General features: G+C 70.4%; 10 protein-coding genes. 2 read left to right on the plus strand and 8 right to left on the minus strand.

Annotated elements, in window-relative coordinates; all coding sequences use genetic code 11:
• Nucleotides 1-84: 84 nt before the first annotated feature.
• Nucleotides 85-1827 (minus strand): cation:proton antiporter, encoded by a 1743-nt coding sequence (locus tag QSV35_RS02625; protein WP_286286425.1) that lies wholly within the window; start codon nt 1825-1827, stop codon nt 85-87.
• Nucleotides 1827-2840 (minus strand): malate dehydrogenase, encoded by a 1014-nt coding sequence (locus QSV35_RS02630; protein WP_286286427.1) that lies wholly within the window; start codon nt 2838-2840, stop codon nt 1827-1829. Before QSV35_RS02630 ends, QSV35_RS02625 begins: the two co-directional genes overlap by 1 nt.
• A gap of 106 nt (nt 2841-2946) precedes the next feature.
• On the opposite strand from QSV35_RS02630, the gene pip reads away from it, so the two are divergent.
• Nucleotides 2947-3927, plus strand: coding sequence for a prolyl aminopeptidase (gene pip / locus QSV35_RS02635; RefSeq protein ID WP_286286429.1), 981 nt, complete (start codon nt 2947-2949; stop codon nt 3925-3927).
• A 173-nt stretch (nt 3928-4100) separates the two neighbouring features.
• On the opposite strand, the gene QSV35_RS02640 is transcribed toward pip, so the two are convergent.
• The 6 genes from QSV35_RS02640 to QSV35_RS02665 all read right to left on the minus strand — a co-directional run bounded on the left by QSV35_RS02640 (nt 4101) and on the right by QSV35_RS02665 (nt 11057).
• On the minus strand, nt 4101-5789 hold the full coding sequence (locus tag QSV35_RS02640) for a GMC family oxidoreductase (protein WP_286286431.1): 1689 nt from the start codon (nt 5787-5789) through the stop codon (nt 4101-4103).
• Entirely contained in the window at nt 5786-7531 is a 1746-nt protein-coding gene (locus QSV35_RS02645) for an aldehyde dehydrogenase family protein (protein WP_286286433.1), read from the minus strand. The genes QSV35_RS02640 and QSV35_RS02645 overlap by 4 nt, the downstream gene beginning before the upstream one ends.
• 105 nt (nt 7532-7636) lie before the next feature.
• Entirely contained in the window at nt 7637-8893 is a 1257-nt protein-coding gene (locus QSV35_RS02650) for a kynureninase (RefSeq protein ID WP_286286435.1), read from the minus strand.
• A gap of 30 nt (nt 8894-8923) precedes the next feature.
• Nucleotides 8924-9889, minus strand: coding sequence for an amidohydrolase family protein (locus QSV35_RS02655; protein ID WP_286286437.1), 966 nt, complete (start codon nt 9887-9889; stop codon nt 8924-8926).
• Nucleotides 9886-10746 carry a tryptophan 2,3-dioxygenase gene (gene kynA / locus QSV35_RS02660; RefSeq protein ID WP_286286439.1) on the minus strand — a complete coding sequence of 287 codons (861 nt, stop codon included), beginning with the start codon at nt 10744-10746 and terminating at the stop codon, nt 9886-9888. The genes QSV35_RS02655 and kynA overlap by 4 nt, the downstream gene beginning before the upstream one ends.
• A 56-nt stretch (nt 10747-10802) precedes the next feature.
• On the minus strand, nt 10803-11057 hold the full coding sequence (locus tag QSV35_RS02665) for a glutaredoxin family protein (RefSeq protein ID WP_286286441.1): 255 nt from the start codon (nt 11055-11057) through the stop codon (nt 10803-10805).
• Nucleotides 11058-11248: 191 nt separating this feature from the next.
• On the opposite strand from QSV35_RS02665, the gene QSV35_RS02670 reads away from it, so the two are divergent.
• Complete coding sequence (locus QSV35_RS02670) at nt 11249-12391, plus strand: glycosyltransferase (RefSeq protein ID WP_286286443.1); 1143 nt, start codon at nt 11249-11251, stop codon at nt 12389-12391.
• The last annotated feature ends 27 nt before the right edge of the window (nt 12392-12418 follow it).

Consider the following 12418-nt stretch of genomic DNA (forward strand, 5'->3'; position numbering starts at 1 on the left):
TCGCGGCATCCGTCTTGTTCGTCACTGGAACCCCCTACGCACGATTCTCCCACGCCGGCGGGGTCCCGCCTCCTCGGGTGTCGCTCAGGAGGCGGCGTCGAGACGCAGCTGCACGCCGATCTGGTCGGCGTCGAGCTCGGCGCGCGCGTGCCGCAGCACGGCGGTGGGGTACCGGCCGTCGTGCGTGAGCTCCTCGAGCCGCGTGCGCTGAGCCAGGATGATGGCGAGCCGCAGCTCGAGGGCCGTGCGCGTGGCATCCCTGTCGTTCTCGATGGGACGCTCCGCGAAGCGGCGCCCGAGGCCCGCCATGAGCTCCGCATCGAACGGACGGCCCTCGCTGTCGACGAGCGACCCGGACAGGAGGGCGGAGGATGCGGCGGTCCGAAGTTCGTCGTCGAGCTCCTCCGAGCCCGCGCCGGCGGGCTCGTTCGACGTGCCCGACAACCCGAGCATCCGCACCAGGACCGGCAGCGTGAACCCCTGGAGCGTGAGGCTCACCGCCGCGACGAGGAACGCGACGAACACCAGCAGCGCCCGATCCTCCTCACGCGGGAGGGTCTGGGCCGCGGCGAGCGTCACGACGCCCCGCATCCCGCCCCACACGATGACCGCTCCCTGCTTCCAGTCGAGCGGGGACCCCTGGTAATAGTCGGTGTCGGCGAGGGCGCGACTGACGCGCGTACGCGCGCGACCGATCATCTGCTCGCGCTTCTCCGGGTCCTCGGGGAGCCGGCCGCGGCGGCGGGCGCCCCCCTCACGCTCGGGCGGCGCCGCCCCCGCGGCGTACGCGTCGAGCCGCTCCCCGAACTGCTCGAGGCGCTCGCGGTCCAGGCGCCGAGCACGGCGTTTGGAGTTCCACACGATGAAGGTGACGTACGCGGCCCGCACGACGAGCACGATGCCGAGGGCGGCCAGGGCGAGCCACATCCCGTGCCACAGGCCCTCGTCGCTCGCGAGGTTCTCGCGCACGATGTCGCGCAGCTCGAGGCCCATGAGGAGGAAGACCGCGCCTTCCAGCATCAGCTCGATCGTGCGCCAGTTGAGCGTGTCGGACATCCGCTGCTCGGGCGTGAGACGGCGCGCGGCGAGCTGGCTCGTCACGATGCCGGCGACCACCGCGGCGACGAGCCCGGATCCGCCGAGGTGCTCCGTGGGGAGGTACGCGATGAACGGGACGGTGAAGCTGATGGCGGTGTTCGCGGCGGAGTTGCGCACCCAGACCCGGAGGAGCAGGGTCAGCCAGCCCACGATCGCGCCGATGACGACCGCGATGACCACGCTCCAGACGAACGTCCAGAACGTCTCACCGAAGTGGAACGCGCCTGCGATGGCGGCGATCGCGGTGCGCAGCAGCACGAGTGCCGTCGCGTCGTTCAGCAGGCTCTCGCCCTCGAGCATCGTGATGACGCGGGGCGCGATGCCGAGCCGCTTCGCGATCGTGGTGGCCACCGCATCCGTCGGGCTCAGGATGGCGCCGAGCGCGATGCCGATCGGGAGGCCGAGGCCCGGAACCACGGCCGCGAAGAAGAGTCCGAGCACGAGTGAGCTGATCACGACGAGCACGAGTGACAGGCCGACGATCGGCCGCAGGTCACGGCGGAACTCGACCGCGGGGAGATTCACGGCCGCGGAGTACAGCAGAGGCGGCAGCACCCCCACGAGGATCCACTCGGGGTCGACCGGCGGCATGTGCACGAAGGGCAGGTAGCCGACCGCGATCCCGATGCCGAGGAGGATGAGCGGGGACGCGACCCCGAGCCTCCGTCCCACGGCTGTCGACGCGGCGATCGCGAGGACGCCGAGCAGCAGCGGGACGAGGAGGTCCATCAGAGGATGCCGAGCGCCCTCACGGCATCGCGTTCCGCGACGAGCTCCGCCACCGACGCGTCGATGCGAGCGCGAGCGCGTCCGTCGAGCTCGAGCCCTTCGACGACGCGGTATCCGGTGCCGTCCGAGGTGACCGGATACGAGCACACCAGGCCTTCGGGTACACCGTATTCGCCCTGCGAGACGAGGGCGGCGGACGTCCATCCCGCCTCGGCCGGGCGGCCGAGCACGAGATCGCGCACGTGGTCGATCGTCGCGTTCGCGGCGGAGGCGACCGACGACGAGCCGCGCACCTCGATGATCTCCGCTCCGCGCTTCGCGACGCGCGGCACGAACTCGTCGTCGAGCCATTGCGCGGCCCCATCGGGACCCAGGCGCTCGGCGAGCAGGGCCATGACGGGTGTGCCGTCGGCCGTCGCGTGCGAGACGTCGGGGAACTGCGTCGCCGAGTGGTTGCCCCAGATCGTGACGTCGCGGATGCCGTCGGCGCCCGCATCCAGCGCCTCGGCGAGGTGCCCGACGGCTCGGTTGTGGTCGAGGCGCATGAGGGCGGTGAACCGCTCGGGCGGGATGCCGGCGGCCGACGCCTGCGCGATGAGCGCGTTCGTGTTCGCCGGGTTGCCGATGGTCACGACCTGGATGCCGTCTGCGGCATGTGCCGCGATCGCCTCGCCCTGCGGCCCGAAGATGCCGGCGTTCGCGGCGAGCAGGTCGGCGCGCTCCATGCCCGCGGTGCGCGGACGGGCGCCGACGAGGAGCGCGACGTCGGCGCCGTCGAAGCCACGGCCCGGATCATCGGTCACGTCGACGGAGCGCAGCAGCGGGAATGCGCAGTCCTGCAGTTCGAGGGCCGCGCCCTCGGCGGAGCGCACTCCCTGCGGGATCTCCAGGAGTCGCAGGCGCACCGTCCTGTCGGGGCCGAGCATGTCGCCTGCGGCGATGCGGAAGAGCAGCGCGTAGCCGATCTGACCTCCCGCGCCCGTGATGGTGATCGTGGTCGGAGTGGGGGCCATGGCCCGAGCCTAGACCGGAAATCCAGGTCGCATCCGGGCATGCAAGGTAGCGTAAAAGCATGACGTTCAACAGACTCGAGAACGTCGGCCCCCGGGGGGAGGCCTTATGACGGATGGACCCGCGCACCTGGACGGCATCCTGTACCCGCCCATCGAGCCATACGAGACCGGCATGCTGCTGGCCGGCGAAGGCAATCGCGTGTACTGGGAGCAGAGCGGCAACCCCGAGGGCAAGCCCGTCGTCTTCCTGCACGGTGGACCCGGCAGCGGCACGTCGCCCTGGCAGCGGCGTTTCTTCGACCCTGAGGCCTACCGCATCATCCTGTTCGACCAGCGCGGATGCGGGCGCTCGACGCCCCACGCGAGCGAGCCGGAGGCCGACCTCAAGCACAACACGACCTGGCACCTGGTCGCCGACATGGAGCTGCTGCGCAAGAACTTCGGGATCCCCAAGTGGCAGGTCTTCGGCGGATCGTGGGGGAGCGCGCTCGCCCTCGCGTATGCGGAGGCGTACCCCGAGCACGTGACCGAGCTCGTGCTGCGCGGCATCTTCACCCTGCGCAGCGCTGAGATCGAGTGGTTCTACGAGGGCGGCGCGAGTGCGATCCGTCCTGACCAGTGGGAGGACTTCCTCGCGCCCATCGCCCTGCTCGAGCGCGCGCGGCTCGTGGAGGCGTACCACCGCCGGCTCAACGACCCGGACCCGGCCGTGCATGTCCCGGCGGCGATCGCGTGGTCGAGGTGGGAGGCGTCGACCCTCACGCTGCTCCCCGACGACGACCTCGTCGCCTCCATGACCGAGCCCCGCGGCGCGACGGCGTTCGCCCGCATCGAGAACCACTACTTCATGCACGGCGGCTGGTTCGACGAGGGGCAGCTCATCGCGCAGGTCGACAAGGTCCGCGACATCCCCGCCGTCATCGTGCAGGGCCGCTACGACGTGTGCACGCCGATGATGACCGCGTGGGACCTGCACCGCGCGTGGCCGGAGGCGGAGTTCACGATCGTGCCGGATGCATCGCACTCCGCATCCGAGCCCGGGATCGCCGCGGCGCTCCGCGCCGCGACCGACCGCTTCGCGGAGTAGGCCCGGTCGCCGGACAACCCCGGTCGCCGAGCTTGTCGAGGCGTCGTCCGCTGCGTTTCGTCTCGCTCGTCCCTCGCTCGCTCAACGACCCGCGGTAGTGATCTTTCCGAGATCGCTATCTGCCGGTCGTTGAGCGAGCGAAGCGAGTCGAAACGCAGGGAGCCCCGAGCGGTTCAGCCCCGCAGGAGCGACGCCGCCACCTCGCCGATGACGATCGACGGGGCGTTCGTGTGGCCGCGGATGACGGTCGGCATGACGGATGCGTCCGCCACCCGCAGTCCTTCGACACCGCGTACACGGAGCTCGGGGTCGACGGGGGCAGCCGCATCCATCCCCATCCGCACGGTCCCGGCCGGGTGATAGAGGGTGTGCGAGTAGCGGCGCATCGACAGCTCGGCGCGTTCCTCGGGCGTCAGGGAGTCGCCGTCGTCGGGCTGCACCCAGCCCGGCGCGCGGATCTCGTCGAACGCCGCGGTGGCGATGATCCGCTCGCAGGCCAGCAGTCCCGCGGTGAGGGCTGCCGCATCCATCCCCTCCTCATCGGAGAGGTATGCCGGGTCGATCACGGGCTTGTCGAGCGGATCGGCCGACGCGAGACGGATGCTGCCGCGGCTGACCGGACGCAGCAGGATCGCGCCGACAGTGAGCCCCTCGGCGGGCGTCGGCACGAGTCCCTCCCCGACGTACGGGACGGGCGCGAAGATGATCTCGATGTCGGGCAGGCCCTCCGGCTCGCCACGCCCTTCGGCGACCGACGTGCGCACGAATCCGTATGCCTCGGCGACATTGGAGGTCAGCATCCCCTTGCGCTGCGTGAGGTACTTCACAAGCTGCGCGGGCTTCTCCGCACCGTAGAGCGTGCCGCCCTTCGCGTTGGGCGCGAGACCCGCGACGAGGTGGTCCTGCAGGTTCGCGCCGACTTCGGGGGCGTCGACGACGACCGGAATGCCATGCTCTGCGAGGTGCTCCGCCGGGCCGATTCCGCTCAGCATGAGCAGCTGCGGTGTGTTGATCGCGCCCCCGGCGAGGATCACCTCGTGCCGTGCGGTGGCGTGCCGCGTGATGCCGTCGATGTCGACGTACACGCCGGTCGCGCGCGGACCGGTCCCCGAGCCTGAGCCACCGGTCCCCGAGCCCGCACCCACGGTCCCCGAGCCCGCACCCACGGTCCCCGAGCCCGTCGAGGGGCCGAACGTCACCTTCCGCACGTGCGCGCCGGTGACGACGCGCAGGTTCTTCCGCCCACGGGCCGGACGCAGGTACGCGTCGGCGGTGGATGCGCGGCCCCCGCGGTGCTGGCTCACCATCGTCTGCGAGAAGCCCTGGCCGGACGCCAGGTTCGGCGCGGTCACGGGAAACCCGGCCTCGGCGACGGCGCGCAGGAACACGGCGGTGTGCGGGCGCGGGTCGCGCTGGTGCTCGACGGACTGCGGACCGTCGGCGCCCTGGGTGTCGTCGACCGGGTCCTGCGTGCGCTCGACGGCGCGGAAGAACGGCAGCAGCGACTCCCACGACCACGCGTCTCCGGCCGTCTGCGCCCACTCGTCGTAGTCGGCGGCGAACCCGCGGACCCACATCATCGCGTTGAGCGACGACGATCCTCCGAGCGTCTTGCCGCGCGGCCAGAAGATCGTACGGCCCTCGAGGTTCGGCTGCGGGACCGTGTCGTAGTTCCAGTCGTACGAGCCGCGGAAGAGCTTCGAGAATGCCGCCGGGACGTGCAGCTCCATCGCCTTGTCCGGCTCGCCGGCCTCGAGCAGCAGCACCGAGAGGGATGGGTCCTCGCTCAGTCGCGCGGCGAGCGCGGCGCCCGCCGATCCTGCCCCGACGACGATGTAGTCGGCGTCGAGGTCGACCCTCATGCGCGCATCGCCTTCGTGAGCGTCGCGACGAGACCGGGCACGCTGTGGTCCATGTGCCAGCGGGTGAGACCCTCGCCGACCGACGCGCCGGTGCGCGCATCCACGAACCACGGCGGCTTCGGAAGCACGGTGAAGATGCCCTTGCCGCCGACCGCGCGCGGGAACGGCCGGAACGGCCCCCGCAGGATCGAGCGCTCGACGCGGTCGAGCAGCAGCGTGTTGTGGACGATGCCGAGGCCGCTCTGCACGTCCTCGAGGGTCGCGCCGGGGAAGGCGCCCCACGACAGGATCGGGGTCGCGAAGACGACTCCCGTCCACGTGTTGATCGCGATGCCGCCGTAGCGCAGGTCGGCGATCGCCCGCTCGAAGCCCGCGCCGAGCGCCGCCTCGGTCGCCGGGTCGATCAGGACGTTCGCACCGAGCGTGCCGACCAGCTTGTCGTTCGCGTGCGCGACGGCGTTGTCGAGGAACTCCTGGCCGGTGCCGGGCACCTGCACGACGCCGAGCACGGGGGAGAAGTACTCGGTGGTCTCGAGCGCTGAGGCCTCGGAGGGCAGAGTCACGAGAGCGCGGGTGTGCTCCGGGTTCCAGCGGGCGTCGGGGTAGTCGGCGGCTGCCGCATCCATCTTCGATGCGCTGTTCGGATACCAGACCGGGCGCTCCGGGGCCTTGTCGTACGCAGTGCGCAGGGCGGCGAGGAAGGCGTCGCGCTGGGCCCAGTCGCTCGAGAGGATGACCACCTGGCCGGCGATGCAGTTGTGTCCGGAGTTGTGCATGCGCATCGTGACGACGTGCTCGGCCTGATACGTCAGATCGGCGTCGGTCCACTGGCCCGGGACGACGATGATCGGCGAGACGCCGCCGAGCTCGGCGGTGATCGGCACGGTGAGCTTCGGGTCGTTCCGCTCGCGCCGCTCCGCGGCCTCAGCGCCGACGCCCCACACGATCGCGTCGAAGGTGACGGCCGACCCCGTGATGTGGACGTGCGCGATCGAGGGATGCTGCGTCAGGTAGGCGCCGACATCCCCGCCGCCCTTCACGATGCGCAGGAGCCCGAGCTCGATGAGCGGCGCGAGCGCCCGCTCGAACACCGGGACGACGGCGTCCTGCGTCGGGTTGACCTTGAGGATCGAGACGCGGTTCTCGGCGAGGAGCTCGTACAGCACGTCGAGGAACGGGATCGAGGTGATGTTGCCTGCGCCGAGCACGAGGCCGACGCCCGTGTTCTGCGTCGCATGGAGCTGACCGAGGCCGGCTTCGGTGCGCGCCTGCGCCGCCGTCACCCCGGGCTCGAGCCACAGCTCGCCGCTGAAGCCGGAGAGGAGGACGCGGTCCATGCCCGTGGCGGGGAAGGCCTGCACCTTCGTGCGGCCGCCGGGCGCCGTGCCCGTCTTGACCCCGTCGAGAGGGCTCGCGCCGCGGGCGAGCGCCTTGAGGGTGGAGACGTAGCCGTCGAGGCCGCCGAGTGCGGCGTAGGGGCCCGACATCCATTCCTCGCCGCGCAGCGGGTGCCCGGGCTCGAGGCCCTTCGAGGTGGCGGCGACATCGGCCCAGTCGTCCGCGCTCGCGACGACTGCTGCGCGAACGCGCTCCATGAGTCGCGCGCGCTGGTCGAGCGTCAGGGCCGCCCACGTCCGCGTGCCGTTCTCGAGATCGGCGATCGCGGCGTCGATCGGCCCGCGCACCTCCGGCGCGAGGTCGACGGCAGATGCGGCCTTGGTCTTCGTCTTCGCAGGTGTCACGACAGCGCTCTCCTTCGGGCGGGTTGAGCCAAGCTTACGTCGCGAGACTGAGTGTCGTCACCTGTGCGACTGGGTACCAGCTCAGACTCTGACCGGCCGCGTGGCTCACGGGCCGTCGGCGCCGAGGTCGCGCAGCACCTCGGCGACCTTCAGGAGTCCGGCCTCGGTCTCCGCGAAGCTCGTCGACAGGGGTGACAGACCGATGCGCAGGCCATGCGGATCGCGGTAGTCGGGGATGACGTCCCGCTCCCACAGCACAGCGGTCGCCTCCCGCATCAGCGGGTGCGCGAGGGTCACGTGCCCGCCCCGATGCGCGGGATTCCGCGGGGAGGCCACCGTCACGCCGAGCGGGGCGAGGTCGCGGTCGGCGATCGCGACGGCGAACTCCGTCAGCGCGATCGACTTGTCTCGGACGGCCTGGATGCCGACCTCGTCGATGAGTGCGAGCGTGTCCTGCATCGCGAGCATGCCGGTGATCGGCGGGGTGCCGGAGAGGAAGCGGCGCATCCCGTCGGCCGGCACGTACTCCGGACCCATCGCGAAGACGTCGGCGGTCCCCATCCACCCCTGGATCGGCTGGGCGAGGGAGGCCTGGTGTCGGTGCGCGACGTAGGCGAACGCGGGTGAGCCGGGGCCGCCGTTGAGGTATTTGTACGTGCACCCGACGGCGAGATCGAAACCCCAGGCGTCCGCCTCGACCGGCACGGAGCCGGCGGAGTGGCAGAGGTCCCACAGGATGAGGGCGCCCGCGTCGTGCGCGATGTCCGCGTAGGTCTTGGCGTCGGCGAGGTAACCCGAGCGGTAGGCGACGTGACTCAGCACGACCACGGCGGTCTGCGGCCCGACGGCGGCGCGGAGCGCCTCCTCGGTGACACCGGAGGCGCGATCCACGTCGATCCAGCGCACAGCGCCGCCGCGCTCGGCAGCGATCCCCTCGATGAGGTAGCGGTCCGTGGGGAAGTTGTCGCGGTCGACGACGATCTCCACGCGCGCCGGGTCAGCCGTGTGCTGGGCGTCGAACGCCGCCCGGATCAGCTTGTAGAGAAGCACGGTCGTCGAATCGCCGACGATCGTCTGGCCCGGCTGCGCACCGATGGCGACACGGCCGATCGTGTCGCCGATCTCGAAGGGGAGCTGCATCCAGGCCTCGTCCCAGCCGCGGATGAGGCGTCCGCCCCATTCCTCGGTCACGAAACTGCTGAGGCGCTCGGCGGTGACGCGGAGGGGCCGCCCGAGCGAGTTTCCGTCGAAGTAGACGAGCGAGGTCTCGGCGCCGACGAACGCATCGCGGTAGGTGCGCAGCGGGTCGGCGGCGTCGAGCGCCGCGGCCTCTCGTTCGAGGGTGGGATCGAGTTCGGTCATCGCAACTCCCGTCTGTCGATGCCCGGGCGTTCAGCGCCTCGGGACGAGCTCTTCGCGCGGGACGACCCGTGCACCGGCGAGCCAGGCCGGGATCTCGGATGCGGCCCCGGGCGGCAGTCCGGGCACGAACGTCGCGACGCCCGAGGGCGCGGCGGCCTGCGGCCACGGATCGGTCAGCGTCGCGATGAGGGCGTGCCCCTGGACGCCGGCTTCGTGGAGCTCGTGCAGCTCGGCGGTGTCGACCCCCGGCGCGCGCGGTCCGTTGCCGAGGTCGGTGCCGTAGAGCACCGCGCCACCCGCACGCGCGAAGGTCGCGACGTTCGCGGCGGCCTGTGCGCGCGCCGCGCCGTCGTGGATGTCGAGCGTCGAGATCCAGCGCTGTCCGGCCACGGCGGCCCGCTCGATGAGGTCCGCATCGAGAAGCTCCGAGAACGGCGTGTGGGCGAGCGCATCGACGCCGCCCTCGATGGCGAGTCGCGCCATCCCGACGCCCTCCACGTGGGCGACGACGGGAAGGCCGCGCTCGTGGGCACGTGCCACGATCGCATCGAGCGTGCCGGCATCCAGCACCGGCCCGGCATCCGCGTGCAGGACGACCTTGATGACGGACGCGCCGAACTCCGCCTGCTCGTCGACGAGCGTCGCGGCTCCTCCGGGCACCCCCGGCGCCGGCGATGCGGACCGCACTTCGCGCCACGTGGCGACCGGCGCCCAGGCCCGATCCGTCGGATATCCACCTGGGGCGGTCAGGAAGGCGCCGGCATATGCCACGCGCGGCATGCCGTCTTGCCGTTGCGCGAGCGCGACCGGATCGCCGCCGAGATCCACGACCCCGGCGATGCCGTGCGCAGCCAGCATCGTCTCGTCGGTGAGGTGCAGGTGCACGTGGTGGTCGATGAGCGGCGGGAGCGCAGTGCCCTGCTCGCCGCCGAGAGCGAGGTGCACCGGATGCGCCCCCGGACCCAGCAGCTCCTGCAGCTCGTCGACGTCGATCATGTCCCGATCTCCGTCCGCACCGCGTACAGCTCGGGGAAGAAGGTGAGGCTCAGCGCGCGCTGCAGGAACGGGACGCCGCTCGATCCGCCCGTGCCGCGCTTGAAGCCGATGATCCGCTCCACGGTCTTCAGATGCCGGAAGCGCCACAGCTGGAAATTGTCCTCGAGGTCGACGAGCTCCTCGCACGTCTCGTAGGCCGACCAGTTCTCGTCGGGGTCCGCGTAGATCGCGGTGAAGAGCTGCACGAGCTCGGGATGCAGCACCCACGCCTGCGTGACGTCGCGCTCGAGGATGTCGGCGGGAACGTCGTAGCCCGCACGCGACAGGAGGCGGAGGAACTCGTCGTACAGGCTCGGCGCCTCCAGCGCCGCCGTGACGAGTTCGAGGTTCGGCGGGTCGTTCGCGAAGACCCGCAGCATCCCGGCGTTCTTGTTCCCCAACCGGAACTCGATCGCGCGGTACTGCGCGGACTGGAATCCGCTCGCGTTGCCGAGCACGCCGCGGAACTGCGCGTACTCGGTCGGGGTGAGCGTCGCCAGCACCGACCACTGCTCGGTGAGGGTCTTCTGGATGTGCTTGACCCGCGCGATCCCCTTGAGCGCGGGCGCGAGCTCGTCGTTGCGCAGGTGCGCGCTCGCGGCCTCGAGCTCGTGCAGCACGAGCTTCAGCCACAGCTCTGTGGTCTGGTGCTGGATGATGAACAGTAGCTCGTCCGGGTGCTCCGGCGAGCTCAGCGGATGCTGCGCCGACAGCAGGATCGGCAGCTCGAGGTATCCGCCGTAGCTCATCCTGTCGGCGAAGTCGGTGACCACCGACTGCTCGATCGTGCGGGTGTTTCGTTCGACTCCGTCGGCCACGGCCTCAGCCTAGTGAGGCGACGGCGCACTTCGTCAGGCCCGAGCCGCGGCCTGTCTCAGATGAGCTCGAGCTCGCGCAGCTTCGACTCGACGTCGGCGTTCGAGGGCTCGACGTGGTGCGAGGAGTCCGGGTACACGACCACGGGGATGCTGGTGCGCCCCGAGATGTCACGGGCAACATCGGCCGCGGCCGGGTCCGCAACGAGGTCGACATAGCGGTAGTCGACACCCAGCTCATCGAGCTGCTTCTTCGTGCGGGTGCAATCGCGGCACCAGTCGGCGCCATACATCGTGATGGTCGAGGAGGTCATGGATCCATTCTCCCGCATGCGGACTGAGCAGGCGCTGGACGCCGATTCCTCCCCGGCGCGGGTTCCTCAGCAGATCCTGTGCGGATTTCATGAGTGTTGCGCTCGGGTAGGCGTTGGGCGAGCCGACATGAAACCATGGACATACGCCTTCAGCATCTGCTAGTGGCTCCGCCGATCCGGAAGATCCCCCGATGAACCTCACCATCATCGTGCCGACCTACAACGAGGCACCGAATGTGGCAGAGCTGGTGCGCCGGGTCGCCGAAGCGGTGGACACCACCGACACCGAGATCCTCTTCGTCGACGACAGCACGGATGCCACGCCCGACGTGATCCGCGAGGTCGCTGCATCCGCCCCGCTGCCGGTCCGCATGATCCACCGTGACGATCCGTCCGGCGGTCTCGGCGGCGCGGTCGTCGAAGGCATGCGCGCTGCCGCATCCGATGTCTGCGTCGTCATGGACGGCGACCTCCAGCATCCGCCGGAGGAGATCCCGATGATGGAGCACCGCTTCCGTCGGGGCGATGTCGACCTCGTGGTCGCCTCGCGCTACGTGGGCAGCGGCGACGCCGGCGGCCTCGCCGACAAGTGGCGCGTGCTGGTCTCCCGGGGGTCGACGGCGCTCACGAAGGCGATGTTCCCCATCCGGCTGCGGAACGTCTCCGATCCGATGACGGGCTTCTTCCTCGTCGACCGCACGGCGATCGATCTCGATGGGCTCAAGCCGCGCGGCTTCAAGATCCTCCTGGAGATCCTCGCGCGCAAGCCGCTGCGCGTCGCCGAGGTGCCGTTCGCCTTCGCCGACCGGCACGCAGGGGAGTCGAAGGCGTCCTTCACGCAGGGCGTGCACTTCCTGCTGCAGCTGACGATGCTGCGGTTCGGCAAGATGTCGCTGTTCGCATTCATCGGCGCGTTGGGTGCCGTCGCGAACCTCGCGATCATGTGGGCGCTGACGCATATGGGTGTCGAGTACATCTGGGCGGCGATCATCGCCTCCGAGGTGACGATCGTCGGCAATTTCCTCGCCCAGGAGCGGTTCGTCTTCCAGGACATGCGCGAGGACGCGAGCGGAGTCTGGTCTCGCTTCGCGAAGTCGTTCGCGTTCAACAACTGCGAGGCCGTGATCCGCATCCCGATCATGGCCGCGATGGTGCAGGGCTGGCATATCTCGAGCGTCATCGCCGCGGCGATCACCCTCATGCTCGCGTTCGTCGTCCGCTTCCTCTTCCACTCGCTCGTCGTCTACGCACCCCGCAAGGTCGGTGCGAAGAGCGCGACGCGCGAGCTGCTCGAGGAGATCGACGCCCAGGCGATGTCTCCCGGAGAACTCTGACATACCCCCAGGGGGTATCCTGATCGC

Source organism: Microbacterium candidum (assembly GCF_030315975.1).
GTDB lineage: Bacteria > Actinomycetota > Actinomycetes > Actinomycetales > Microbacteriaceae > Microbacterium > Microbacterium candidum.

Bases quoted from the DNA above. Each gene is read 5' to 3' on its own strand.
- QSV35_RS02625 (WP_286286425.1), bottom strand. From the start codon at position 1,827: ATGGACCTCCTCGTCCCGCTGCTGCTCGGCGTCCTCGCGATCGCCGCG.
- QSV35_RS02630 (WP_286286427.1), bottom strand. From the start codon at position 2,840: ATGGCCCCCACTCCGACCACGATCACCATCACGGGCGCGGGAGGTCAG.
- pip (WP_286286429.1), top strand. From the start codon at position 2,947: ATGACGGATGGACCCGCGCACCTGGACGGCATCCTGTACCCGCCCATC.
- QSV35_RS02640 (WP_286286431.1), bottom strand. From the start codon at position 5,789: ATGAGGGTCGACCTCGACGCCGACTACATCGTCGTCGGGGCAGGATCG.
- QSV35_RS02650 (WP_286286435.1), bottom strand. From the start codon at position 8,893: ATGACCGAACTCGATCCCACCCTCGAACGAGAGGCCGCGGCGCTCGAC.
- QSV35_RS02655 (WP_286286437.1), bottom strand. From the start codon at position 9,889: ATGATCGACGTCGACGAGCTGCAGGAGCTGCTGGGTCCGGGGGCGCAT.
- QSV35_RS02665 (WP_286286441.1), bottom strand. From the start codon at position 11,057: ATGACCTCCTCGACCATCACGATGTATGGCGCCGACTGGTGCCGCGAT.
- QSV35_RS02670 (WP_286286443.1), top strand. From the start codon at position 11,249: ATGAACCTCACCATCATCGTGCCGACCTACAACGAGGCACCGAATGTG.